General features: G+C 71.2%; 28 protein-coding genes. 15 read left to right on the top strand and 13 right to left on the bottom strand.

The genetic code is table 11. The features are described 5' to 3' along the window. Positions 1-45: 45 nt before the first annotated feature. Complete coding sequence (locus ACSQ2B_RS18165; protein WP_436052007.1) at positions 46-183, top strand: entericidin A/B family lipoprotein; 138 nt, start codon at positions 46-48, stop codon at positions 181-183. A 77-nt stretch (positions 184-260) separates the two neighbouring features. Here ACSQ2B_RS18165 and ACSQ2B_RS18160 read toward each other — a convergent pair whose 3' ends face one another. The 5 genes from ACSQ2B_RS18160 to ACSQ2B_RS18140 form a co-directional block, all read right to left on the bottom strand. After that, positions 261-1,073, bottom strand: coding sequence for a CheR family methyltransferase (locus ACSQ2B_RS18160; protein WP_436052005.1), 813 nt, complete (start codon positions 1,071-1,073; stop codon positions 261-263). After that, complete coding sequence (locus ACSQ2B_RS18155; RefSeq protein WP_436052003.1) at positions 1,070-1,435, bottom strand: response regulator; 366 nt, start codon at positions 1,433-1,435, stop codon at positions 1,070-1,072. The genes ACSQ2B_RS18160 and ACSQ2B_RS18155 overlap by 4 nt, the downstream gene beginning before the upstream one ends. Positions 1,436-1,684: 249 nt before the next feature. Next, positions 1,685-2,356 carry a histidine phosphotransferase ChpT gene (gene chpT, locus ACSQ2B_RS18150; RefSeq protein WP_436052001.1) on the bottom strand — a complete coding sequence of 224 codons (672 nt, stop codon included), beginning with the start codon at positions 2,354-2,356 and terminating at the stop codon, positions 1,685-1,687. Positions 2,357-2,424: 68 nt separating this feature from the next. Then, positions 2,425-2,610, bottom strand: coding sequence for a hypothetical protein (locus ACSQ2B_RS18145; protein ID WP_436051999.1), 186 nt, complete (start codon positions 2,608-2,610; stop codon positions 2,425-2,427). 106 nt (positions 2,611-2,716) lie between these two features. Next, positions 2,717-3,148 carry a hypothetical protein gene (locus ACSQ2B_RS18140; protein WP_436051998.1) on the bottom strand — a complete coding sequence of 144 codons (432 nt, stop codon included), beginning with the start codon at positions 3,146-3,148 and terminating at the stop codon, positions 2,717-2,719. Between the two features lie 170 nt (positions 3,149-3,318). Here ACSQ2B_RS18140 and ACSQ2B_RS18135 point away from each other — a divergent pair, with 170 nt between their 5' ends. Next, positions 3,319-4,992 (top strand): MFS transporter, encoded by a 1,674-nt coding sequence (locus tag ACSQ2B_RS18135; RefSeq protein WP_436051996.1) that lies wholly within the window; start codon positions 3,319-3,321, stop codon positions 4,990-4,992. A gap of 17 nt (positions 4,993-5,009) precedes the next feature. Here the strand turns inward: ACSQ2B_RS18135 and ACSQ2B_RS18130 are convergent, their stop codons facing one another. Beyond that, positions 5,010-5,894 carry an NAD(P)-dependent oxidoreductase gene (locus ACSQ2B_RS18130; RefSeq protein WP_436051994.1) on the bottom strand — a complete coding sequence of 295 codons (885 nt, stop codon included), beginning with the start codon at positions 5,892-5,894 and terminating at the stop codon, positions 5,010-5,012. A 139-nt stretch (positions 5,895-6,033) separates the two neighbouring features. Here ACSQ2B_RS18130 and ACSQ2B_RS18125 point away from each other — a divergent pair, with 139 nt between their 5' ends. Both ACSQ2B_RS18125 and ACSQ2B_RS18120 read left to right on the top strand, forming a co-directional pair. Next, positions 6,034-6,531, top strand: coding sequence for a (2Fe-2S)-binding protein (locus ACSQ2B_RS18125; protein WP_436051992.1), 498 nt, complete (start codon positions 6,034-6,036; stop codon positions 6,529-6,531). 14 nt (positions 6,532-6,545) lie between these two features. Beyond that, entirely contained in the window at positions 6,546-8,729 is a 2,184-nt protein-coding gene (locus ACSQ2B_RS18120) for a molybdopterin cofactor-binding domain-containing protein (RefSeq protein WP_436051990.1), read from the top strand. Between the two features lie 195 nt (positions 8,730-8,924). On the opposite strand, the gene ACSQ2B_RS18115 is transcribed toward ACSQ2B_RS18120, so the two are convergent. Continuing rightward, positions 8,925-9,521 carry a nucleotidyltransferase family protein gene (locus ACSQ2B_RS18115; protein ID WP_436051988.1) on the bottom strand — a complete coding sequence of 199 codons (597 nt, stop codon included), beginning with the start codon at positions 9,519-9,521 and terminating at the stop codon, positions 8,925-8,927. 41 nt (positions 9,522-9,562) lie between these two features. Here ACSQ2B_RS18115 and moaA point away from each other — a divergent pair, with 41 nt between their 5' ends. From moaA to ACSQ2B_RS18085, 6 genes are all read left to right on the top strand, one after another. After that, entirely contained in the window at positions 9,563-10,591 is a 1,029-nt protein-coding gene (gene moaA / locus ACSQ2B_RS18110; RefSeq protein ID WP_436051986.1) for a GTP 3',8-cyclase MoaA, read from the top strand. 3 nt (positions 10,592-10,594) lie between these two features. Then, positions 10,595-10,834, top strand: a complete 240-nt coding sequence (locus ACSQ2B_RS18105; protein WP_436051984.1) for a MoaD/ThiS family protein — start codon at positions 10,595-10,597, stop codon at positions 10,832-10,834. Continuing rightward, on the top strand, positions 10,831-11,271 hold the full coding sequence (locus tag ACSQ2B_RS18100) for a molybdenum cofactor biosynthesis protein MoaE (RefSeq protein WP_436051982.1): 441 nt from the start codon (positions 10,831-10,833) through the stop codon (positions 11,269-11,271). Before ACSQ2B_RS18105 ends, ACSQ2B_RS18100 begins: the two co-directional genes overlap by 4 nt. A 55-nt stretch (positions 11,272-11,326) precedes the next feature. Then, positions 11,327-11,878 carry a molybdenum cofactor biosynthesis protein B gene (moaB, locus tag ACSQ2B_RS18095; RefSeq protein ID WP_436051980.1) on the top strand — a complete coding sequence of 184 codons (552 nt, stop codon included), beginning with the start codon at positions 11,327-11,329 and terminating at the stop codon, positions 11,876-11,878. Positions 11,879-11,891: 13 nt separating this feature from the next. Continuing rightward, positions 11,892-12,362, top strand: coding sequence for a cyclic pyranopterin monophosphate synthase MoaC (gene moaC, locus ACSQ2B_RS18090; RefSeq protein WP_436051978.1), 471 nt, complete (start codon positions 11,892-11,894; stop codon positions 12,360-12,362). A 236-nt stretch (positions 12,363-12,598) separates the two neighbouring features. Next, positions 12,599-13,789 carry a molybdopterin molybdotransferase MoeA gene (locus ACSQ2B_RS18085; RefSeq protein WP_436051977.1) on the top strand — a complete coding sequence of 397 codons (1,191 nt, stop codon included), beginning with the start codon at positions 12,599-12,601 and terminating at the stop codon, positions 13,787-13,789. On the opposite strand, the gene ACSQ2B_RS18080 is transcribed toward ACSQ2B_RS18085, so the two are convergent. Continuing rightward, positions 13,744-14,718, bottom strand: coding sequence for an XdhC family protein (locus ACSQ2B_RS18080; protein WP_436051975.1), 975 nt, complete (start codon positions 14,716-14,718; stop codon positions 13,744-13,746). The two genes, ACSQ2B_RS18085 and ACSQ2B_RS18080, sit on opposite strands and share 46 nt — an antisense overlap. 105 nt (positions 14,719-14,823) lie before the next feature. Between ACSQ2B_RS18080 and ACSQ2B_RS18075 the strand changes: the two genes are divergently transcribed. Next, positions 14,824-15,699 carry a bifunctional regulator KidO gene (locus ACSQ2B_RS18075; RefSeq protein WP_436051973.1) on the top strand — a complete coding sequence of 292 codons (876 nt, stop codon included), beginning with the start codon at positions 14,824-14,826 and terminating at the stop codon, positions 15,697-15,699. A 98-nt stretch (positions 15,700-15,797) separates the two neighbouring features. Then, on the top strand, positions 15,798-16,556 hold the full coding sequence (locus ACSQ2B_RS18070) for an alpha/beta fold hydrolase (protein WP_436051971.1): 759 nt from the start codon (positions 15,798-15,800) through the stop codon (positions 16,554-16,556). Here ACSQ2B_RS18070 and ald read toward each other — a convergent pair. The 3 genes from ald to ACSQ2B_RS18055 all read right to left on the bottom strand — a co-directional run bounded on the left by ald (position 16,535) and on the right by ACSQ2B_RS18055 (position 19,575). Next, entirely contained in the window at positions 16,535-17,650 is a 1,116-nt protein-coding gene (ald, locus tag ACSQ2B_RS18065; protein WP_436051969.1) for an alanine dehydrogenase, read from the bottom strand. The genes ACSQ2B_RS18070 and ald overlap by 22 nt on opposite strands. A gap of 64 nt (positions 17,651-17,714) precedes the next feature. Beyond that, positions 17,715-18,401, bottom strand: a complete 687-nt coding sequence (mtgA, locus tag ACSQ2B_RS18060; RefSeq protein ID WP_436052608.1) for a monofunctional biosynthetic peptidoglycan transglycosylase — start codon at positions 18,399-18,401, stop codon at positions 17,715-17,717. Between the two features lie 208 nt (positions 18,402-18,609). Next, entirely contained in the window at positions 18,610-19,575 is a 966-nt protein-coding gene (locus ACSQ2B_RS18055) for a WD40 repeat domain-containing protein (RefSeq protein ID WP_436051967.1), read from the bottom strand. Between the two features lie 133 nt (positions 19,576-19,708). Here ACSQ2B_RS18055 and ACSQ2B_RS18050 point away from each other — a divergent pair, with 133 nt between their 5' ends. After that, a complete protein-coding gene (locus tag ACSQ2B_RS18050; protein ID WP_436051965.1) occupies positions 19,709-20,701 on the top strand; it encodes an aldo/keto reductase in 993 nt (330 codons plus the stop codon). 7 nt (positions 20,702-20,708) lie between these two features. On the opposite strand, the gene ACSQ2B_RS18045 is transcribed toward ACSQ2B_RS18050, so the two are convergent. Further along, positions 20,709-21,620: an aspartyl protease family protein gene (locus tag ACSQ2B_RS18045; protein WP_436051963.1), complete on the bottom strand. Its 912-nt coding sequence runs from the start codon at positions 21,618-21,620 to the stop codon at positions 20,709-20,711. A gap of 335 nt (positions 21,621-21,955) precedes the next feature. On the opposite strand from ACSQ2B_RS18045, the gene ACSQ2B_RS18040 reads away from it, so the two are divergent. Further along, entirely contained in the window at positions 21,956-23,095 is a 1,140-nt protein-coding gene (locus ACSQ2B_RS18040) for a hypothetical protein (protein ID WP_436051961.1), read from the top strand. Positions 23,096-23,111: 16 nt separating this feature from the next. Here ACSQ2B_RS18040 and ACSQ2B_RS18035 read toward each other — a convergent pair whose 3' ends face one another. Beyond that, positions 23,112-23,342 (bottom strand): hypothetical protein, encoded by a 231-nt coding sequence (locus ACSQ2B_RS18035; RefSeq protein WP_436051959.1) that lies wholly within the window; start codon positions 23,340-23,342, stop codon positions 23,112-23,114. Positions 23,343-23,559: 217 nt separating this feature from the next. On the opposite strand from ACSQ2B_RS18035, the gene ACSQ2B_RS18030 reads away from it, so the two are divergent. Beyond that, positions 23,560-24,024: a hypothetical protein gene (locus tag ACSQ2B_RS18030; RefSeq protein ID WP_436051957.1), complete on the top strand. Its 465-nt coding sequence runs from the start codon at positions 23,560-23,562 to the stop codon at positions 24,022-24,024. Positions 24,025-24,032 lie beyond the last annotated feature (8 nt).

Raw genomic sequence — 24,032 nt, 5'->3', positions numbered from 1 at the left:
GGGTTTCCGGGGTCGCAAGTTCGCAAACACCCTCGGGAGACTTCGATGCGCAAAGTTGTTCTTTTGGCGCTGGTCGCCGCCAGCATGGCCGTGGCCGCCTGCAACACCGTTTCCGGCGCCGGCAAGGACGTTTCGGCCGCGGGCAAGGCCGTGTCCACGACGGCCGAAGACGCCAAGCAGTAGACTGAGCCGATCCATTCCGAGGCCCCGCCCGCCCGTCGCGGCGGCGGGGCTGTTCGGCATGTCGCGCCTGGTTCCATTCAGGCCGCGGCGCGGACCTCGCCGGTGCGGCGGAAGACGCCGCGCGCCGCCGATTCCGGCATGAGATTTTCGGCGGCGGACTCTTCGTTCGCGCCCAGCACCAGCACCCCGTCAGAGGCGACGACGCTCGCCAGCCGCTCGGTCGCCCTCGCACGGCCCGCCGGCGTCAGGGCGCCCAGCACGTAGCGGCACAAGACGATGTCGAAAGCGCCCAGCGCCGTCAGGTCGTCCAGCAGGTTGACGCGGCGCCACCGCACCGCCTGGCGCAGCGGCTTGGCCAGCTGGAAATGCTCGTCGCGGTTCTCGAAGTGCCGCACCATCTGCCGCGCGGAAAGCCCGCGCTGGACCTCGTAGCTCGTGTAGACGCCAAGCCGCGCCCGATCGAGCTGGCGCTCGCTGAGGTCCGAGGCGAACAGCTCGATCTTGCCCGGCGCCGGCTGCTCCGCCTGCAGCATGGCGAGGGAATAGACCTCCTGTCCGGCGGCGCAGCCGGCGCTCCAGATCCGCACCACCCCGTCCGGCCGGCGGCGCGCCAGCTCCGGCACGACCTTGCGCCACAGATGTTCGAAGACCGCCCGATCGCGGAAAAAGCCGCTCTCGCTCGGCGCCATGGCCTCGACGCAGGCCGTCAGGAGCCGTTCCTCGGGGCGTTCGCGCAGAACCTCCAGCAGCTCCGACACCGCGCCGAAGCCCTCGCGGCGCGCCAGCGGGCCGAGGCGGCTCTCGATCAGATAGGCCTTTTCCGGATCGACCTTCAGGCCGGCGCGCTCGGCGCAAAGTTCCGCCAGGAAGACCTGTTCCTCAGGCGTCATGCCACCCCCGCCAGCGCCAGCTTTTCGGCCACGATGTCTCCATCGAACGGCTTGATGATGTATTCCGCCGCGCCGGCGTCCAGCGCCTCGCGGATGCGGTCCAGATTGGTCTCGGACGAGCAGAAGATGACTTTCGGCGCGCGCCCGCCGGGCTCCAGCCGCAGGCGGCGCAGGAAGTCGAGCCCGCTCATCAGCGGCATGCCGGAGTCCAGCAGCACGAGATCAGGCATCATGGCCCGGCACCAGGCCAGGCCCTCCATGCCGTCGGCGGCTTCCGCCACGGCGAATCCCAGGTCTTCCAGCAGCCGGCGCGCGACCTTGCGCACGACCCGGCTGTCATCGACCACGAGGCAGGTCTTCACAAGGCGCCTCCCCTTCCCCGTATCCCTTGTCGCGCGCCATGGTTAACGAGCCGTGCAGGCCGCACGGATAGCGCCACGCTTCCAGCCTAGTGTCCCGATTCCGAAGTGCGCATGCGCTTGTGGCAGGCTCTGACGAACTTCGGAATCGACAAGGACACTAGCAAGTTTATGTTTCTAGTGTGCTTTTTTGGATCTGAAGTTCGCGCCGGCGTATGACCCTCATGCTGGCGAACTTCAGATCCAGCACACTTAGATCGGCACGGTCGCGGCGAACACCACGCGCTCCTCGTTAACGTCGGCGAAGACGCGTCCGCCGGCGTCCGCCAGGAAGAGGTTCACGTAATAGGCCTGCACCCAGTAGCCGTGCAGACCCTCGCCCTGGGGTTCGCCGCGCAGGCCGCGCAGCACTTCGGGACGGAGCTTGGCGCGCGGGCCGCTGGCGTCGGCGGCGATCGCCAGCGAGGCGCCTTCCTGCACCGCGCGCACACGGGCCGTTCCGCCGGTCGGCAGCGCGGCCCCAGCCATCTGGGCGAGGTTCAGCAGCGCCCGGGCGGCCGGCTTGTTCACCGCCGGCGCCTCCACCAGCCACTCCAGGTCGGCGCGCATGTGGCCGAAGACCCCGCGGGCCAGCTTCTCCAGCTCGCGGACGTCGAAGGTCTCGGCCGAGGCCGAGGCGCCGAAGGCCACGCGCGAGAACTGCAGCAGGTCGGTCAACTTTCGCGCCGAGGTGGCGATCAGGCCCATGGCCTCCTCGCGCATGTCCTGGGCCGAGGGATCCTCCAGCAGGTCCAGGCCGGAGACGATGGCGCTCGCCGGGCTGATGAAGTCGTGGCACATGCGCGCCGCCAGATAGGCGGCGAGCTCCGCGGGACGGATGACGGGATTCGCGGACACCATCGGGACAGCCTGTTGTTCACTCATGGCCGGCGACCTTGGCGTGATTTGACCTTTTTGGAAAACGCCTGGACGCCCTGAACCTGCCGTGGCCGCTAGATCCGCCTGGGACGGTTCCAGTCCTCGGACGCCGGCGCCGCGGCCTGGCCCGCGTCGGCGAAGGACGGGTGCGCGGGCGCACGCGCGCCGCCCAGCGCCAGATAGCTGCCGAACCCGATGACGAAGGCGGCAAGCGCCAGCCTCAGGAAGGGCTTGAGAAGGTCGAACAGGCGGGTGGACATCGGCTCGTCCCTCGGCGGATGAGATCTCCTGTGAGTCAGAATGACGCAAGGCCCGACCGGGCGCCGCCCCGGCTCGCCGCTTCGCCGCGGCCGGGGATGACGGCGCCTAGAGGTCGAGGCTGGCGGTCGTCGGGTCCACCGGGGGAGCCTGAGGCGGGACCGGGCTCGCCTGGCTCTCGTCGGCTTCGGCGCGCTGGTCGGCGCGCTTCTTCAACTCGCGGCTCATCATGAAGCCGAGCGCGACGCCGATTCCCAGCGCGGCGGTGAGCGCCAGGCTCGAACCGCCGGCGATCGCCAGGGTCTTGCGGCGTGCGCGCACGTCGCTGTCGGGCCGCAGGGCGCCCGCCAGGCTTTCCAGCGTGGTCGCCGCTGTCGTCCGCCGCCGGTCGATCTCGCCCCGGGCGCGGCCTTGGGCCTGGACCGTCAGGTCCTGGGCCTTGCGGCGCATCTGGTTGAACGCCTCGCGCGCCGAGGCGGCTTTCGCCGGCAGGTCGTCGGCGATCGTTCGAAGCTCGCGCATCGCTTCCGTTGTTTTCATGGTTCTCTCCACGGATGGCCCGGCGACGAGCCGAGCGAGCAATTGCGCGCGGCGGTCGCCGCGCGCGTCGAGGGGGTAAGCGACCGGAGGCGGCCCATGGTTCCGCCTGCGCTTCAACACGCCGGGCGTGGGTGCTACAGCACGCTCAGAACCGGGGGAGGACGAAGCTGATGGCCGAGATCGCCGTGGAAGGCGCGCGCGAAGACGATGGCCCCTCGATGCGCACTGTCGTGGGCGCCTCGTCCGCCGGCACCGCCTTCGAGTGGTACGACTTCTTCGTCTTCGGCAGCCTGACCCAGGTCATCTCGAAGACCTTCTTCTCGGGCCTGCCGGACGCTGCGGGCTATATCGCGGCCCTGGCCCTGTTCGGCGCGGGCTTCGCCTTCCGGCCGCTGGGCGCGCTGGTATTCGGCAAGGTCGGCGACCAGAGCGGCCGCAAGGGCGCCTTCCTGGCCACCGTCGTCCTCATGGGGGGCGCCACCGTCGCCATCGGCCTGCTGCCCAGCTACGCGACCGCGGGCCTGCTGTCGCCCATCCTCCTGATCGTCATGCGCATCATCCAGGGCTTCGCGCTCGGCGGCGAATACGGCGGCGCGGCCATCTATGTCGCCGAACACGCGAGCGACAACGCCCGCGGCCGCTCGACCAGCTGGGTGCAGAGTTCGGCCGCCTTCGGCCTCTTCGCCGCCCTGATGGTGATTCTCGCCACCCGCATCTTGGTCGGCCAGGCCTTCGGGCCGGCGGCCTTTGACGCCTGGGGCTGGCGGATCCCCTTCCTGTTCTCCGCGGGCCTGCTGGCGGTCTCGATCTTCATGCGGCTGAAGCTCTCCGAGAGCCCGGCCTTCGCCAAGATGAAGGCCGAGGGCGAAATCTGCAAAGCGCCGTACAGCGAGGCCTTCGGCCGCTGGCCCAATCTCAAGCTGGTGCTGATCGCCTTCTTCGCCGTGATGTGCGCGCAAGGGGCGGTCTGGTACACGGCCTTCTTCTACGTCCAGACCTTCCTGGAGAGATTCCTCAAGGTCGCGCCCGAGACCATCAACCTCCTGATGGTCTCGGCCACCGCCATCAGCGCGGTCGGCTATGTGCTGTTCGGCGCCCTGTCTGACCGGGTCGGCCGCAAGCCGGTGATGCTGGCCGGCATGACGCTGATGCTGATCGCCTACTTCCCCGGCTTCCACATGCTGGCCCAGACCCTGAACCCGGCGCTTTCCGAGGCGGTCGCCCGCACGCCGGTGGTGGTGTACGCCCCGCCGTCCGACTGCGCGGTGCAGTTCGACCCGATCGGCAAGAAGAGCTTCCTGTCGGCCTGCGACATCGCCAAGAGCGCCCTGGCCAACGCCGGCGTTTCCTACCGCAACCAGGCCGCGCCAGCCGGCAGCCTCGCCGAGGTCCGCGTCGGCGACCTGGTCGTGCAGTCGGTCGACGCCCGGAGCCTGGCCAAGGCCGACGCCAAGGCGGCCAAGGCGGGCGTCGAGGCCCGGATCAAGACCGCCCTGGCCACCGCCGGCTACCCGGCCAAGGCCGATCCCGCGCGCATGAACCTGCTGGGCGCCTTCGGCGTGCTGTTCGTCTTCACGATCGCCGCGACCGCCCTCTACGGGCCGATGGCCGCGGCCCTGGTCGAGCTCTTCCCGACCAAGGTGCGCTACACCGCCATGTCGCTGCCCTACCACATCGGCACCGGCTGGATCGGCGGCTTCGTGCCCTTCAGCGCCTTCGCCATCGTCGCAGCGGTCGGCGACATCTACGCCGGCCTCTGGTTCCCGTTCGCCTTCACGGCGCTCTCGGTGGTTTGCTGCATCCTGTTCCTGCCCGAGACCAAGGGCCGGCCGCTGCACTTCTGAGGGGGCCGTTCGGCGCCTCAGCTGGCGATCGGCAGGACTTCGGTCTGCACGCCGGCGGCGTCGAGCGCGGCCAGCTCCCGGCGCCAGGCGACGCCCACGATCAGCCGGACCACGCGACGGCCTTCGCCGGCCAGCGCCGCCAGATGCTCCACCCCCGTCGGCCCCTGCCGCTCGGCGTCGCGTCGCGCCAGACCGAGCACCTCGCCATGCGCGCCCTCGTCGGCGATCAGCACGTCGGCGCTGGCCAGCGCGCGCGCCGCGCGCAATGTCAGAAGGTCGGCCGGGCCTCGCGCATCTACGAACTGCACCCCTCCCACCGGCAGGCGGTCGGCGGCCAGGGCCTCACGCAGCAGGCGCGCGGCGCGCGGCGTGTCTCCCGCCATCGCCGCCTCGGCGGCTGGCCCGGCGAGGGCGGCGCGCAGGAAGGCGCGCCGGCGACCGGTGTCGGGCAGGGCGGCGCGGACCTCGTCCTGCAGGCTGCGGAAGAGGGCGGCGACGCGGCCGGCGCCTTCCGGCACCCGGGCCTCGATGTCCTGGCGCAGCAGGGTGGCCAGCATCGGCGACGCGCCGCCGGTGCCGATCGCCGCGACGACCTCGCCGCGGTCGATCACCGCCGGCGTGGTGAAATCGCAGAGCTTCGGCCGGTCGACGACATTGACCGGCACATGGGCCGCCCGCGCGGCGGCGGCCGCGGCGGTTGCGAAGCCGTCGTCGTCGCTGGCGACGAAGGCGAGGGCCGCGCCGGCGTAGCTCTGCGGATCGAGGGCGGCGGCGCCTTCCAGCCGTTCCAGCCGGGCTGGCGAGCCGTCGAACAGGCGAACCTTGGCCTCGGCGGCCTCGCCGGAGCCGGCGATCACCAGGATCCGGCCGGCGAGCGGGAAGAAGGCGGGAAAGACGTCCACGGCGACCTCGAATCTCTGGGCCCGCCCAGCCTTAAGGCCAGCCGGCCCAGAGAGCCAACATGGGAGCCGTTGCGGCTGACTTACCCGCACGGCGCAACAGGGCTAGCATGACGCTCGTCATGGGAACGGGAGCGCTTCGATGTCCATCACGCTGCAGGTCAACGGCAAGTCCTACCCGGTGAAGGCGGCGCCCGAGACGCCCCTCCTCTGGGTGCTGCGGGACGAGCTGAGGCTCACCGGGACCAAGTACGGCTGCGGCGTCGCCCAGTGCGGGGCCTGCACGGTGCACCTCGACGGCCAGCCGATTCGGTCCTGCCAGACGCCGGTCTCGGTGGTCGGCGCGGGCCAGATCGCCACCGTCGAGAGCCTCGGCGGCGGCCATCCGCTGCAGATCGCCTGGGTCAAGCACGACGTGCCGCAGTGCGGCTACTGCCAGTCCGGCCAGCTGATGAGCGCCGCAGCCCTGCTCGCCCAGACCCCGAAGCCCTCCGACGCGGAGATCGAGGCGGCGATGAACGGCAACATCTGCCGCTGCGGGACCTACCAGCGGATCAAGGCGGCCATCAAGGACGCCGCCGGCCTTCCCGCCGTCAGCGTGACCGCCCCGGCGCTCGCCATTCCTGCGCCGCAGGCCTGAAGGGAAAGACCGCCATGAACAAACCCCTCAAGCCCGCCGGCCTCACCCGCCGGGACGCCCTGCGGGTCGGCGCGGCCTTCACCGGCGGCGCCCTGCTGGTCGGCTGCTCGCCCGCCGACATTCTCAGCGTCGGCGCCAAGGCGGATGTCGGCGCCTTCGGCCCCTTCCTGAAGTTCTCGCCCGACGGCTGGATCACCGTCATCTCCAAGCACATCGAGTTCGGCCAGGGCTCGGGCACGGGGCTGGCCGCCATCGTCGCCGAGGAGCTTGACGCCGACTGGAGCCGGGTGCGGATCGAACAGGCCCCCGCGGTCGCCCGGCTCTACGGCAACAAGGTGATGGGCGGCACCCAGGGCACCGGCGGCTCCAGCGCCATCTCCAACTCCTGGACCCAGCTGCGCACGGCCGGCGCCGCGGCGCGGAGCATGTTCGTCCAGGCCGCGGCCAAGGCCTGGAACGTCCCGGCCGGCGAGATCACCGTGCAGAACGGCGTCGTCGCGCACGCCCAGTCCGGCAAGCAGGCGCCGTTCAGCCAGCTGCTGGCCGAGGCCGCCAAGGTCAAACCGGCGCAGGCGCCGACCCTGAAGGACCCGAAGGCCTTCACCCTGGTCGGTTCGGACCGAGTCCGACGCAAGGATTCCCAGGCCAAGAGCGACGGCACGGCGCGCTTCACCCAGGACGTCCACCTGCCGAACATGCTGGTCGCCATGGTGGCGCATAGCCCAAGGTTCGGCGGCAAGGTCGCCTCGTTCGACGCCAGCGCCGCGCGCAAGATCCCTGGCGTGGTCGACGTCTTCCAGATCGCCACCGGCGTGGCCGTGGTCGCCGACACCACCTACGCCGCCCGCCAGGGCCGCGACGCGCTGACCGTCGCCTGGGACGACAGCGCGGCGGAACAGCGATCGAGCGACCAGATCGCCCAGGCCTTCCGCGACCTCGCCGCCGGGGCGGCGCCGGCCGGCGACCTGAAGTGGCAGGCCTTCGACAGCCGCGGCGACGCCGCCGCGGCCCAGAAGGGCCAGGCTGTGGTCGAGACCACCTACGACTTCCCCTACCTCGCCCACGCCGCCATGGAGCCGCTGGACTGCATAGCGATCGTCAAGGGCAATTCCGCCCACCTGATCGCCGGCTCCCAGGCGCCCACCATCGACCAGCTGAACACGGCCAAGGTCGTCGGCAATCTGCCGGGGGCGATCGGCGTGGAGACGGTGTTCGCCGGCGGCAGCTTCGGCCGGCGCGCCAACTTCAGCTCCGACTACGTCGTCGAATGCGTGCGCATCGCCAAACATGTCGGCGGCGGACGGCCGGTGAAGCTGGTCTGGACCCGCGAGGACGACATGGCCGCGGGCCACTATCGCCCGCTGATCCACCACGCCGTGCGCGTGACGGTGGACAAGGACGGCTTCCCGGCGACCTGGCGGCACCGCATCGTCACCCAGTCGATCATGAAGGGCGCGCCGATCGGCGGCGGCAAGCTCGACGAGACCGCCGTCGAGGGGACCATGGGTTCGCCCTATCTGAAGGCGACCCCGGTGGTCGACGCCCAGGTGATCCTGCCGGACGGCAAGGTCCCGGTGCTCTGGTGGCGTTCGGTGGGGGCGACCCACACCGCCTTTGTCATGGAGCACACCATCGACCAGCTGGCCAAGGCGGCGAACAAGGACCCGGTCGACTACCGCCGCGCCCTCTACGCCAAGGCCGGCTCGAACCGGCATCTGGCGACGCTCAACCTCGCCGCCGAAAAGGCCGGCTGGGGAACGCCCGCCCCCGCCGGCTGGACCCGCGGGGTGGCGGTGCACGAATGCTTCGGCTCGGTGGTCGCCCAGATCGCCGAGGTGAAGCTGGAAAACGGCGTCCCGCGGGTCGGCCGGGTGGTCACCGCCATCGACTGCGGGATCGCGGTGGCTCCCGACCAGATCGCCGCCCAGATGGAGGGCGGGACCTGTTTCGGCCTCTCCGCGGCGCTGTTCGGCCAGATCACCCTGAAGGACGGCCTGGTCCAGCAGACCAATTTCGACAGCTATCGCGTGCTGCGCCACGCCGAGGCCCCGACGGTGGAGACCTACATCGTCGCCTCCCCCAACCCGCCCAGCGGCGTCGGCGAACCCGGCACCCCGGTCATCGCGCCCGCGGTGGCCAACGCCCTGCTGGCCATGGGCCAGGCCCCGACGACGAGCCTGCCATGGGTGAGGGGGTGAGGTGCGAGATGCTCCCCTGAGGGGGAAGGCTGCATATGCCCTCAACCTGAGCCGTCATCCCGGCCGGAGCCCCCGGGTCCGGCCAAAGGCCGGCCCGAGGATAAACTACGCGGAGAGCCGGGACCCAGGGGGCTCTGCAGTGCGGCCGCCCTGGGTCCCGGCTCGGCCTACGGCCGTCCGGGATGACGGGCATTTTCAGGTCAGATCACTGACCTCATCCACGTCGAACAGAACCCCGTCGTCCGGCGTCTCCACCTGCGCTGGCCCCATCTTCTCCAGCACCTTGCGCGCGCCCTGGTCGCCGCTGAGCGCGGCCAGGTCCGGAAATAACGCCCGGGCGAAAACCGCCGGATGGCCGCGGCGACCTTCGAACAGCGGGACCGCCGCGGCATGCCCCTCGGCCATTCGCGCCGCGAGCGGCGCCAGCACGGCATGCGGGATCCGCGGCATGTCGCCCAGGAAGACGAACACCCCATCGGCGTCTCCCGGCAGGCTGGCGATTCCCGCCCGCAGCGAGGCGGCCATGCCCTCGGCGTGGTCCGCCGCATGGACGATCCTGAGCCGGTCCCCCTGGCCCGACCTGGCGGCATAAGCCCGCGCCGCGGCCTCGACCGCCGGCGCATCCGCCCCGGTCACCACCGTCACCGCCCGCACCGGCGCGGCGAGGGCCGCCGCCAGGGCGCCGTCCAGCAAGACGCCGTCGCCCCAGGGCGCGGTGAGCTTGCCGCCGCCGAACCGGCGCGCCGAGCCCGCGGCCAGCACCACCGCCTCCAGAACGGGTTCGTCCCTCACCCCTGTCGCCATCGCGCCTTCATCTCTATGTTATGAGGATCATGTCGCCCTACGACGCCAGTCCAGTGCAAGCCCCCGCACCCCTTGTCGACGGCTTCGGTCGCAAGGTCAGCTACCTGCGCCTGTCGGTCACCGACCGCTGCGACCTGCGCTGCGTCTATTGCATGGCCGAGCACATGGTCTTCCTACCGAAGGCCGAACTGCTCACCCTCGAAGAGCTGGACCGCGTCGCCACCGCCTTCGTGGGCCTGGGCACGCGCAAGCTGCGGATCACCGGCGGCGAGCCCCTGGTGCGCAAGGGGGTGATGGATCTGATCCGCTCGCTTGGGCGGCACCTGGCCAGCGGCGCGCTGGAAGAGATCACCCTCACCACCAACGGCACCCGCCTGGCCGAGTTCGCCGGCCAGCTGGCCGAGGCGGGGGTGAAGCGGATCAACGTCTCGCTCGACAGCCTCAAGCCCGACCTCTTCAAGCGGCTGACCCGCGGCGGCGACGTCGCCAAGGTGCTGGCCGGGATCGAGGCCGCCCAGGCCGCGGGCCTGCGGGTCAAGGTCAACGCGGTGGCGCTCGCGCACGACAACGCCGCCGAAATCCCCGAGCTGATCGGCTGGGCGCACCGCTCGGGCCTCGACATCACCCTCATCGAGACCATGCCGATGGGCGAGATCGAAGCCGACCGCACCGACCAGTATCTCTCTCTCGAGACCGTGCGCCGCGAGCTGGAGAGCTTCTGGACCCTGACCGACCTGCCGCTCTCGACCGGCGGGCCGGCGCGCTATGTGCGGGTCGAGGAGACCGGCGGCCGGCTGGGCTTCATCACCCCGATGAGCCACAATTTCTGCGAGGCCTGCAATCGCGTGCGGCTGACCTGCACCGGCACCTTGCACACCTGTCTGGGCCAGGAGGACGCCACCGACCTGCGCGCCGTGCTGCGCGCCGGCGCCTCGGACGCCGAGCTGGTCGAGGTGGTCCGCAATGGCGTGCTGGCCAAGCCCAAGGGGCACGACTTCAGGATCGCCCGCGCCGAAGGGCCTTCCGTGTCCCGCCACATGTCGACCACCGGCGGCTGAGCCATGGCCCGGGTGCTCCTCTTTGGACCTCTGCGCGACGTCGCCGGCTGGCGCGAGCGTGAGCTGGCGGCGGAAAGCCTGGCTGAGCTTCGCCGGTTGCTGGGCGCGGACGACCCCGGGCTCGCCGCGGCGCTCGCCGCGCCCGGCGTTCAGGTCGCGCTCGACCAGGCCATCGTCCGCGGCGACGCCGCCCTCTCCGCCACCGCCGAGGTCGCCTTCCTCCCGCCGATGAGCGGCGGATGATCCAGCTCACCGCCGAACCCTTCGATCCCGGCGCCCTGCTCTCGAACTTCTGCCAGGGCCGCGCCGAGGTGGGCGCCGTGGCGACCTTCACCGGCCTCGCCCGCGCCGAGGCCGGCGCCACCACCGTGCTGGAGCTGGAGGCCTATCCCGGCTTCACCGAGGCGGCGATCGGCAAGATCGCCGATCAGGCGCGCGCGCGCTTCGGCCTGGCCGACCTGCTGATCCTGCACCGGGTCGGCCAGATCGCGCCTGGCGAGCCGATCGTCTTCGTCGCCACCGCCGCCAGCCACCGCCGCGAGGCCTTCGAGGCCTGCGACTTCCTGATGGACTATCTGAAGAGCCGCGCCCCCTTCTGGAAAAAGGAGCACGGCCCCGACGGCGTGCGCTGGATCGAGCCGCGCGCCCAGGATCACGCCGACGTCGCCCGCTGGGAGTAGGCTTCCCCGACGGCATCGGTCTAAACAGCTCGGCGAAATTTCAAGGAACCCTGCGATGAACGCCCCCAGTATCACCCCCGGCGGCAAGATCGACGAGACCAAGACGCAGAAGTCGGTGCGCGTGGCCGTGCTGACCGTGTCCGACACGCGCGACGCTTCCAACGACACCTCCGGCGACCTGCTGGTCAACCGGGTGACCGACGCCGGTCACGAGCTGGTCGCCCGCGCCATCGTCCGCGACGACGTCGACGCCATCCGCATGTATGTGCGGGCCTGGATCGACGAGGGCGTGGAAGCCATCATCACCACCGGCGGCACCGGCATCACCGGCCGCGACGTGACGCCCGAGGCGATCCGCCCGCTGTTCGACAAGGAGATCGACGGCTTCTCGGTGGTCTTCCACCTGGTCAGCTATCAGTCGGTGGGGCTCTCGACCCTGCAGTCGCGGGCCCTGGCCGGCATCGTCAGCGGCGCCTTCGTCTTCTGCCTGCCGGGCTCGAACGGGGCGGTGAAGGACGGCTGGGACAAGGTCATCGGCCCCCAGCTCGACAGCCGCCACGGCCCCTGCAACATGGTCGAGCTGATGCCGCGCCTGCTTGAACACTAGGGGTGCTGGAGCCTTGAGCCGGCTGACCCACATCGACGAGACCGGCCGCGCCCGCATGGTCGACGTCTCCGACAAGGCCGCCACGGTCCGCGAGGCGGCGGCCGCCGGCTTCGTGCGCATGTCGTCGGACACCCTGACGCTCGCCCTGTCCGGCGAGGGCAAGAAGGGCGACGTCCGCGCCGTCGCCGAGATCGCCGGCGTCATGGCCGCGAAGAAGACCTCCGACCTGATCCCCATGTGCCACCCGTTGGCGCTGTCCAAGGTCGAGGTCCGGGTCGAGCCGGCGGACGGCGGGCTTTCCGTCACCGCCCGGGTGAAGACCACCGGTCCGACCGGCGTCGAGATGGAGGCGCTGACCGCCGTCTCGGTCGCCTGCCTGACGCTCTACGACATGCTGAAGGCCGCCGAGAAGGGCATGGTCATCGAGGCCGTGCGGCTGCTGGAGAAGTCCGGCGGCAAGTCCGGCGACTGGAAGGCGGGGTAGGCGCGGTCGCTGGCGGGCAGGGAAGTTGCATATGCCGCAACGCCCCCTCCGTCTCGCTACGCGAGCCACCTCCCCCGCTGCGCGGTGGAGGATCTGGGCCGTAGATGCTCCACCGCGCAGCGGGGGAGCTGTCGCGAAGCGACTGAGGGGGCGTTTGGCGCCGCCGCGATCCCCCGCCCTGCCGTGAAGGATCTTGGGACGTTGAACCGTTAGACGAGTTTGGATTGAACGGGACTATGAAACTCCTCACCGTCGACGACGCCCGCGCACGGATGCTGGCCGAGATCTCGGCGCTTCCGGCCGAGACCGTTGCGCTGTCCGACGCCATCGGCCGGGTGCTCGCGGAGGATATCGCCGCCAGCCGCGACCAGCCGCCGTTCCGCGCCTCGGCGATGGACGGCTGGGCGGTGCGCCACGCCGACACGCCAGCCAGCCTGACCATCGTCGGCGAGAGCGCGGCGGGCCACGGCTATGACGGCGCCGTCGGACCGGGCCAGGCCGTGCGGATCTTCACCGGGGCCGCGGTCCCCGACGACTGCGACGCCGTCGTGATCCAGGAGGACGCCGAGCGCGAGGGCGACCAGGTCCGCGTCCCGCAGGCCAAGCCGAACGGCAACATCCGCCCGGCGGGCGGCGACTTCACCGCCGGCGCCGTGCTGCTTGAGCGCGGGAATCGGATCGATCCCTGGCGGCTGTCGCTGGCCGCCTCCGCCGGCCGCGCCGACCTGTCCGTCTATGGCCGCCCGCGCGTAGCCGTGCTGTCGACCGGCGAGGAGATCGTCGAGGCGCCGGCGGAGCCGGGTCAGTTCCAGATCTACAATTCCGGCACGCCGGGGCTGGCGGCCATGATCACCGCCTGGGGCGGAACGCCCGTGCGCGCCAGGCCGGTGCGCGACGACATGCAGGCGACGGTCGCGGCGATCCGGAGCGCCGAGGCGGATATCGTCGTCACCATCGGCGGGGCCTCGGTCGGCGACCACGACCTGGTGCGCGCCGCCGCCGCCGAGCTCGGCCTCGAGCTGAAGGTCGCCAGCGTGGCGATCCGGCCCGGCAAGCCGACCTTCTTCGGGGTTCTCGGCGACGGCCGTCGGCTGCTCGGCCTGCCCGGCAATCCGGCCTCGGCCTTCGTCTGCGCCGAGCTTTTCCTGAAGCCGATCCTGGCGGCCTGTCAGGGCGCCGCGCCCGAACCGCGGATGATCGGCGCCAGGCTGGAAGCCGACCTGCCGGCCAACGGCCCGCGCGAGCAGTGGATGCGAGCCAAGCTCGACTTCGCGGACGGAAACGTCACCGTGCGGCCGCTGCGCGATCAGGACTCGTCGCTGATCACCGTCTTCGCGGTCTCCGACGCCCTGCTGCGCCGGCCCGCCAGCGCGCCGCCCGCTCAGGCCGGCGAGGTCGTCGAGGTGCTGCCGCTCTCCCGCGCATAACGCCGGGCCATGATCTCGCCGATCACCGAGACGGCGACCTCCCAAGGCGCCTTGCCGCCGATGTCGAGGCCGATCGGCGCGGACAGGCGCTCGATGTCGGCCTCCGAGATCCCCGCCGCGCGCAGCCGCGCCAGCCGCTGCGACAAACGTCGCCGCGCGCCGAGAAGGCCGACATAGGCGGCCGGCGACGGCAGGGCGGCGAGCAGGGCGGCGTGATCGGTCTCGCTGTCGTGGGTGGCGATGGCGACGGACGTCCAGGGATCGAGGCCGACGGCGTCGAAGGCCTCCGCCGGCTCCTGGCGCAGATAGGCGACGCCCGGCAGCAGCGGCGCAGCCTCGGGCCCCTTCGGCCGGACCAGGGTGGTCTCGAACTCGGCCTGGGCGCCCAGCTGGGCGATGGCCAGCGCCGTGGGGTCGGACCCCACCACCACCAGCCGCGGCCTGGGCTCATAAAGCCGCTCCACCTGGGCCTCGGGCCAGGGCTCCAGCTCGGCGGCGCAGGCGCGTGCAAAGCCGTCGCTGACCCATCTGATCGGGCGGCGATCAGCGTCGGCGGCGAGCAGGGCGGCCAGGGCGGCGTCGTCCGGCGCGACCCGTTCGATAAAAATTTCGATCCTCGCGCCGCACAACAGGCGGATGTCCGGCCAGGGACTGCCCTCGCCATAGACCAGCGTTCGCGGCTGACCGTCGTCCAGGCAGGCGAAGGCGTGGTCGGCCACGTCGGATTCCACACAGCCGCCAGAAAAATATCCGGCGACGATCCCCTCGGCGAAGACCATCTGCGTCCCCTCTGGACGCGGCCCGCCGCCCTCCACAGCGACCAGGGTGGCGAGCGCCAGCGCCCGGCCGCCGTCGCGCGCCTGGCGCAAAGCCGGGCGCACATCGGCTGGCAGACCGAACATCGGCCACTCGGGCAGGGGCTTTCTCACCAGGCTCCCTTAACTTCCCGGCAAGGTCTCGGATACGGCTTCTTAGGCATCGGCGGACAAGATGCGCCCTCGCCAGGGACGCTCAAGGCTCAAGCCCAAAAATTGATGACATCACCAATTACAAAACTGGGCCTCGGTTCTGGCCAATTCGGCCTTGATCAGCCGACGACCGCCCGGGGCCGGCCCCGCGAGGCGGAGGCGCGCGACATCCTCGCGATCGCCGCACGCTCCGGACTGGGCGTCTTCGAAGCCAGCCGGCATTCGGAATCCGCCGAGGTCGCCCTGGGTCGGGTCATGCCCCGGCCCAATCCGTTCCGCATCACCATCACCACGGTCCGTCCGGACCGCGGGCCGGACTATGCCGAGGCCGAAGTGCGCGCCCAGCTGCTCCGCCTGGGCGTGGACACCTGCGACACCATCCTGGCGCCGTCGGCCACCGATCTCCTGAGCCCCGCCGGACCGAAGATGTGGGACCGGCTGCGCGCGCTGAAGGACGCCGGCCTGTGCCGCAAGATCGGCGTGTCGGTCTACGCCTCGGACGATCCGGTCGGCCTCGCCAAGCGCTTCAAGCCCGACGTGGTGCAGGCGCCCGCCTCCCTGCTCGACCAGCGCCTGCTGATCGACGGGACGCTGGCGACCCTGACGGAGATGGATATCGAGGTGCAGCTGCGCTCGATCTTCCTGAACGGCCTGCTGTTCCTGCCGCCCGACCGGGCGCCCCATCATCTCAAGGCCGCCGCCGGCCGCATCTCGCGGGCGCGCCGGCTGATCGCCGAGGGCCGCTCCGATCCGCTGCAGGCCGCGCTCGGCTTCGCCCTGTCGCGTCCGGAAGCCTCCAGCGTGCTGGTGGGCGTGGCCTCGGCCGCCGAAATGTCGGCCGTCATCGCCGCCGCCTCCAGCCCGCCCCCGGATCTGGATTGGGACGAGATGGCCTTGGACGATCCGGTGGCGCTCGACCCCACCGCCTGGGCCGCGGCCTAGAACGCCTCCGCGCACGGCTCGCCAGAGTCGGATAGGGTTCTCTGACCTGTCGCGGCGACCCACCGTCGCCGTGTCGCCGCGCAGCTGTCGGGGAGCGGATGAGCGAGCCAATTGACTACGTCTTCCTGCATGGCGGCGTTCAGGGCGGCTGGGTCTGGGACGAGACCATCGCCGCGCTCGGCCAGCAGGCGAAGGACGAGGTCGGCCGCACCCTGGCGCTCGACGTCCCGGGCTGCGGCGCAAAGCGCGGCCGCGCGACAACCGCCCTCGGACCCGACGAGATTGCGGCCGAGCTGGTCTCAGACATCGAGGCCGAAGGCCTACGCCACGCCGTCCTGGTCGGCCACTCGCAAGCCGGCACCCTGCTGCCGCGGCTCCTGGAGCTGCGGCCGGAGCTGTTCCGGCAGGCGGTCTACATCAGCTGCATTGCGCCCCTCGCCGGCCAGACCGTTCTGAATTTCCGGGACTCCGGGCTTCCAGACGGCGGCGATCCGGAAGCGACCGAGGCCCCATCGGGGACGCCCACCGGCGACCTCCGCGACGCACTGCGTCCCCGGTTCTGCAACGACATGAGCCCGGACGAGGCCGAGGCCTTTCTGGCGAAGATCGGCGGCGACGCCTGGCCGGCGCTCACCTATGCCGAGTCCGACTGGCGGTACGATCACCTCGAGGCGACGCCGGCCAGCTACTTCGTCTGCCTGCGCGACGCCGCGGTGTCGGTCGCCTGGCAGACGGTTTTTGCCGAACGCCTCAGGGCCTCAAGCCTGGTTCGGCTCGACGCCGGCCATCAGGTCATGAACACCCGCCCGCACGCCCTGGCCGAGGCGCTGCATCACTACGCCCGCCAGGCCCCGTAGGGATCTGAGAACGCCTTCCCCAGAGCCTCGGCCACGGCTGGGTGGGTGACCTCGCCCTTCAGGACGTTGAGGCCCTTGGCCAGATGGCGGTTGGTCTTCAAGGCGTCCAGCCCATGGTCGGCGAGCTGCAGGCCGAACGGAAGGGTGGCGTGCACCAGGGCTTCCGAGGAGGTGCGCGGCGCGGCTCCCGGCATGTTGGCCACGCAGTAGTGCACCACCCCGTCGACCACATAGGTGGGATCGTGGTGGGTGGTCGGCCGGCTGGTCTCGAAACAGCCGCCCTGGTCGATGGAGACGTCCACCAGCACCGAGCCCGGCTTCATCCGCGACAGGTGCTCGCGCCGGACCAGCTTGGGCGCCGCAGCGCCGGCGGTCAGCACGGCGCCGATCACCACATCGGCCTTCAGCACCTCTTCCTCGACCGCATCGAGGATCGAATAGCGGGTGAGGATCCGGCCCTGGAACATGTTGTCGAGCTCGCGCATGCGCGGGATCGAACGCTCGACCACCACCACCTCGGCGCCGAGGCCGGCGGCCATGCGTGCGGCGTTCATCCCGACCACGCCGCCGCCCAGCACGCAGACCCGGGCCGGCGGCACGCCCGGCACGCCGGAGATCAACAGGCCCATGCCGCCGTTGTGCTTCAGGAGGCTCTCGCCGGCGGAGAAGACGGCGATGCGGCCAGCGACCTCGGACATCGGGGCCAGCAGCGGCAGGCCGCCCGCCGCATCGGTCACCGTCTCATAGGCGATAGCCGCGCAACCGGACTTCAGCAGCCCCTCGGCCTGGGCCGGGTCGGGCGCCAGGTGCAGATAGGTGAAGAGGATGTGCCGGTCGGTGAGCCTGGCCCACTCGGCGGCCTGCGGCTCCTTGACCTTGATGACCAGCTCGGCCTCGGCGAACACCTCGCCGGCGGTGGCCAGCAGGCGGGCGCCGGCGCGCTGGTAGGCGTCGTCGGGATAGCCCGCGCCGGCGCCCGCGCCGTGCTCGACGAAGACCTCATGGCCGCGGGTGACGTACTCGCGCACCGCCGTCGGCGGCAGGCCCACCCGATACTCGTCCGGCTTGATCTCGCGGGGCACGCCGATGCGCATGGGGGCCTTCCTGCGGGCGTATCATGTTACGTCCGCAGGATTTGCCGACGAACTTATTTCCCCGTCAACGGAAAACGCAGTCAGCCAAGCCCTGGCGGCGCACCACGCCGGCGCGCGCGGCGATGGTGCCTGAGCGCTTGCGGACATAGCGGCCGGGCTTGTCGGCCTTCCAGGACAGCGGCTTGGGCACGATGACCGCCAGGCGGGCGGCCTGGGCGGGCGTGAGCCTCGCCGCGCTGACCCCGAAATTGCGCTGGGCGGCCGCCTCCGCGCCATAGACGCCCGGGCCCCATTCGATGGAGTTCAGATAGACCTCCATGATCCGCGGCTTGCCCCAGATCGCCTCGATCAGCACGGTGAAATAGGCTTCCAGCCCCTTGCGGACGTAGTCCCGCCGCGGCCAGAGGAAGACGTTCTTGGCGGTCTGCTGGCTGATGGTCGAGCCGCCGCGGATGCGGTTCGGATCCTTGGCGTTGTGCTTCAGCGCCTTGCGGATGGCGGCCATGTCGAAGCCCTGATGCTCGCAGAAGCCGGAGTCTTCCGAGGCGATCACCGCGCCCACCAGCCGGGGCGAGATCTGCGACAGCGGAACCCAGCGGCGCTCGAAGCCGCGGCCCTCGAACAGCCGCTGCACCATCAGGAAGGTCATCGGCGGGGGCACGAAGCGGTAGAGGGTCACCACCACCATCGGACCGATCAGGCCGAAGATCAGAAACAGCACCAGCAGGCCGCTGAACAGCCGCCCGATCACGCCGGACGAGCGCCCGGGTTTAGACTTGGCCTTGGAAGGGGCCTTGGGTTTCGGCTTCGCTCGGCGGGCCACGCGGTTCACCTCGGAGTCGCGAGCCACGGGCCTCGCGGGCGATCCTATCTCCGGCAGAAGCCCTTGCGAACTGGTGAACAGGGGCTAACCAAACCCACATCCGTCATCACCCGACCCGTCCGGGACGGAAGGGGCGTCAGACCTCCGCCACCCCGGCCTGGCCGTCCTCGTCGCCCCAGGCCACGCGCTTGCCGTCGGTTGTCATGGCCAGGGCGCTGATCGGCGCGCCGCGCTCCGCCTTGAGCTCGACCACCTTCTGGCTCGCCAGATCGCAGGCGCGCACCCGGCCGTCGTCCAGGCCCCAGGCTGTCCAGCCGCCGCCCGGCGTGCCGGCGACGCGGGTCGCCAGCGCCTTTTCCTCATAGCCGACCTCGGCCGCCTGCTTGCCCATCGGCCCGGTCGAGCCGGCGAACGGCCAGACCACGACGCCATTGGCGCCGGAGGTGGCCATCAGATTGCCCTTGGCCAGGAAGACCAGGCTCTTCACCTTGGCCGGATAGCCGCCCATCCTCATGTTCTTCTCGTCGGCCACCCGCCAGCCGTGCAGGGCGTTCTCCTGCATGCCGGAGATCAGGAACTTGCCGTCCGGGCTCCAGGCGATGGCCACGTGGCTTCCCGCCCACTTCAGCACCGTCGGCTTCTGGTCGGCGATGCGGGCGTACCAGAGCCAGACGCCACCGTAGCTGGCCGCGGCGATCCGCCGGCCCTTGGGATCGAAGGCGACCTCCGAGATCGACTTCTCGTGCTGGAAGACCCGGGAAAAAGCCGGGTCGGCGGCGTCGAGCACGTGCAGCTCGCGGCCAGCGGAGAAGGCGATCAGCTTGGACTCCGCGCTCGCCGCCACGCTGTCGAGCCAGCGGCCCGGGACCTTGGCGAGCTCGACGGCCCCGTCGGGCCTGGCCCAGACCAGGCGCCCGTCGTCGCCGCTGCTCAGCACCCCCTCGCCGCTCGGATGCAGGCAGGCGCTGAGCGAGGCGCCGTCATGGGCCTCGACCACCGCTCCGTCCTCGAAACGGACCGTGCCGTCGCCGAGCGCGAAGGCGGCGCGGCCGGCGCGGTCGAACAGGGCCGTGGTGACGTAGGCGTCGAAGGACTGGATCATCCCCCTCCCCTAGATCGCCAAGGGCGGTTGCGGAAAGACCTTTCGCGCCGCGCGTTCGCAGGAATTCTGGATCGCAAAGCCGCGGCCGGCGCTTCAAGATCCCGCCGGTTCGCCCGCCAAGAAGGAGACTGCCATGCAAAGCCGCAAACTCGGAACCCAGGGCCTCGAGGTCTCGGCGATCGGCCTGGGGTGCATGGGGCTGTCGATGGCCTACGGCGCGGCGCTGGAGGAGCGTGACGCGCTGAAGGTGATCGAGCGGGCGGTCGAGCTCGGCGTCACCTTCTTCGACACCGCCGAGATGTACGGCCCCTTCGACAACGAGATCCTGCTGGGCAAGGGTTTGCGCTCGATGCGCGACCGCGTGGTGATCGCCACCAAGTTCGGCTTCAAGATCGAGCCCGGCGAGCGCCGTCCGCGCGGCGTCGACAGCCGCCCAGAGCACATCCGCGACGTCTGCGACGCCTCGCTGAAGCGACTGGGCGTGGAGACCATCGACCTGCTCTACCAGCACCGCGTCGATCCCGCCGTGCCGATCGAGGAGGTCGCCGGCGCCGTCGGCGACCTGGTCAAGGCGGGGAAGGTGCGCTTCTTCGGCCTGTCGGAGGCCGGCGCTGAGACCATCCGCCGGGCGCACAAGGTCCATCCGGTGAGCGCCGTGCAGAGCGAGTATTCGCTGTGGTCGCGCGACATCGAGACGGCCGTGCTGCCGACCTGCCGCGAGCTCGGGATCGGCCTGGTCCCCTACAGCCCGCTTGGCCGCGGCTTCCTGGCCGGCGCCGGCAACGACCTCGACAAGCTCGCTCCGGACGACTTCCGGCGCGGAATGCCGCGCTGGCAGGCCGACGTCATCGGCAAGAACCGCAGCCTGGTCGAAACCCTGACCGCGATCGCCGGCGGCAAGGGGCGCACCCCGGCCCAGCTGGCGCTGGCCTGGCTGCTGCACCAGGGCGAGGACATCGCCCCGATCCCCGGCACCACCAAGGTCCACCGGCTCGAGGAGAACCTGGGCGCCGCCGAGATACATCTGTCGCCTGAGGAGCTCGCCGAGATCGAGCGCGCCGTGCCGGAAAGCGCCGTCGAGGGCGGCCGCTACGACGAGCGCGGCATGGCGATGCTGAACCTCTGACGCTTCGCTAGAGAGTGAAGCGGGTCGGCGGACGCGGCGCGGCCGGGCGCGGCGGCCGCTCCGGCCCCATCAGGAAGACGCGTTCCCCCGGCAGGTCCAGCGCCAGGTGGAAGCGCTCCAGCACGCCCAGGCCCAGCAGGCCGGCGGGCGCCGGCGCATTGGCCGCCGGTCGGTAGATCTGCACGTCGATGTCCTCGATCTCATGGCCGGCGAAGGTCAGCCGGCGGATGCGCGTCATGCCGTCCTCGCTGACCCCGCCCAGGGTGACCGACTGGGCCCGGCGCACCGGCCGGCCGTCCATCAGCCCCGCGGTGCGGGCGGTCGCCTCCGACAGCGCCAGCGCGCCGGTCGCGCCGGTGTCCAGCATCACCTCCACTGGCGGGGCCTGCTCGATGCGGACCTCGACCATCAGGCTGCCGGTCTGGGATCGCACGGTGACGGCCCGGGCGCCCGCCGGCGGGGTCCAGGCCTGCGGCGCGAAGATGGCCACGCGCCGCCCCGGGAAGTCCGCCTCGACCACCACCGCCCGCAGGAAGTCGCGACCGAGCAGCAGGGAAAAGGGCTGGCGGGTGAGGCTGGACAGCGCCTGCAGGTTCAGCGGCGCGGCCCGCAACCCCTTCAGCGAGAAGTGTCCCAGGTCGACGTCGACGCCGACGGCGCGCGTCACCGTGGGCGGGCCGCTGACGCCGAAGGCGACCATCGGGATCGGCGTGGCCACCGGCAGGTTCAGGCGCTCCGCCAGGCCGGAATCGATCGCCGAATACTGCGCCCCCGAATCGATCACCGCCTGGATCCGCGTCCGGCCGATCCGCGCCGGCAAGGCGATCAATCCGCGGGCGCCCGGCAGCTCGATCCAGCCGCTCCAGCGCCCGGCGTCGAAGCTCACCTGCGGGGTCGGCCAGACAAGCTGGTGGCGCAAGACAAGGTAGCCGGCCCCGCCGGCGGCCAGGATCGCCAGCCGCCGAAGGAAGGCGCGACGGTGCGGCCGAGGCGGGTTCAAGGGCGGGCGGACGGATGAATGGCGCGCAGGCGCGCGTGGCCCTGGGGGGTCGCCCGGACGCGGTGCAGGTCGGTCATCGCGATGCCTTGGTCCTCCAGGTCCTTAAGCCGGCAATCCGGCGGAAGTTCACGCCGTGCGGGCGGCCCCAGGGCAACCCCTCCGGTCATACAGGCGTTGGACCCCCGACGTGGGCGCTGACGGGGGCGCCGGCGGCTTGATTGCGCCTGTGCGGCGCGCCACCCGACGAGATCAAAATGACCTCCATCCTCCGTCCCGCCGCCAGCCTTCTGGGGGCGGGCGCGCTCGCCCTGACGCTCGGCGGCTGCAAGATCGACAATCGTCCGCTGCTCGCTCGCGGCGAGCCGCCGCCGGCCGCGCCGGCGCTCGGCCCGCTCGACCCTGCCCTCGTGACGGCCATGCCCGCGGCCTATCCGGCGCCCGACCAGGCCTACGCCTATCCGCAACGGGCCTACGCCATGAGCCAGGTCGTCCGCCAGCGGCCGCCAAGCTATGCCTTCAGCTATGGCGACGAAGAGCCCTGGGCGTGGGACGCCGCCGACCAGGGCCTGATGTTCGCCGAGCCGGTCGATGACAGCTGGCGCTACTATTATTACGAGCCGGGCGCCGTCCGTCCCTACTTCATCCAGGACCGGGACTACGGCTACGCCTACGGAACCAATGGCGTCCTCCTGGCCCTGTTCGACGCCGCCGGCGCCCTGATCGCCGCCGACCGCTACCACGACTATGGGCCGCGCGCGTCGGGCTACTGGACGCGCGCCTACGACCTGCAACAAAGCTATCGGCGCAGTCCCCGCCGCCACGTCGAGGAGACGGTCTGGCGCGAGCGGGCGCCGGCCTTCGCCGCCTCCCACGACCGCTGGTTCCGCACCGTCTCGACCCAGCCCGCCTGGAACCAGGCTCTGCGCCGTGACAACGGCCGCCATCTCGGCTGGTACAAGGCGCATGGCGCGCCGGATCGGCCCGAGCGGGTCCGAACCGAGCGGGATAGGGGCGGCCGGGATAGAAGCGACCATGATCGGGGCCGGCAGATCGCCGTCGCGACGCCCTCGCCCCAGCCGCGGCGCGAGGCCCACGCCGAACGCCCGCCGCCACGGGCCGTCCACGACCGAAAGGCGGCGCGCCAGGAGGTCCGGCCGCACGCCGCCCCCAACCAGAAGGTCCGGCCCGAGTCCCACGGCGGCCAGGCCTTCGCGCGCGCCGCTGGAGATCACGGCCGTCCGGCGGCGTCGCACGGACCCGCCAAGGCGCAGGCGAAATGGAACCCTCCCGACGCAAAACTGCATGCCGGCGGCGGCGGGCGCGACAAGGCCCGCGACAAGGGCGGCGGCAAGGGCGGGGGAGACCACAAGGGCCGCGCCGGCCACGACCACTGACGGGGCTTGCGCCGCGTCAATCCCGCAGGCTGCGCGCCAGGATCTCCAGCGTCAGGCGCGCGGCCTGGCGGGTCTCGTCCTGTTCGCCGCGCTCGAAGGTGACGAGGCCCGCCTCGAACAGCTGATCGAGCTCCTCGGAGGTCAAAAGGCCCTTGCGCTTGAGCGTCGAGAGCACGCCCACGGTGATGGCGTGCAGGGCCGCCAGCATGCCGGCGCGCTCGGCCTCGGGTGAAATGGCGTTGTCCATGCTTGCCGTGCTCCGTTAACCGGTCTGTCAGCCGCAGTTCATCTGGAACGCCCTAGATCCTGTTGCGTGCGGCGCCGTCGGACGTCGAGAATGGTCCGTCATTCCTGAGCGAACTCCTTCTTGCCCAGTCGCATCGCGAGTGGGAAGGGGGCTTGGAGCCTAGCCGCCCGACAACAAGATGGGCGCTTCTTGCGAGGATTATGTGTTGAAAGCCGGCATGCCTGTTCTGCGTCACACCCGGGGAGCCCGGACCCTGTCCCTGAAACTCGCGGTGCGCGCGGGCCTCGCCGCCGGCGTCGCCTTCGCCGGCCTGAACGCCCAGGCCGGAGAGCTGGCCGGGGTCGCCGCCGCCTTTGGCAACACCGTGGTCTCCACCTATCCCGACGGCACCTCGCAGAAGATCTGGCTGCGCGCCGACGGCAGCTGGACCGGACTGTCCCGCCGCAATTCGCCGCTGGCCGGCAGCTGGGCCGTCAAGGGCGCGAAGGTCTGCCTTCGCCAGAGCCAGCCGCCGACCCTGCCGGTCGCCTATTGCACCTCGCTTCCGGCCAGCAGCCAGCCGGGCGTGCAATGGACCGGCCGCGACGTGGCCGGCCGCGCGATCACCCTGTCGCTGACGAAAGGGATGCCGGCTCAGTACCAGAGCGCGCAATCTCAGCGCGGGTCGTCCTCGCCCCGCTGAGCCGCGCC

Origin of the sequence: Phenylobacterium sp. LjRoot225 (assembly GCF_964252855.1) — a bacterium.
Lineage (GTDB): Bacteria > Pseudomonadota > Alphaproteobacteria > Caulobacterales > Caulobacteraceae > Phenylobacterium.
This window is presented reverse-complemented; position numbering and strand designations above follow the sequence as displayed.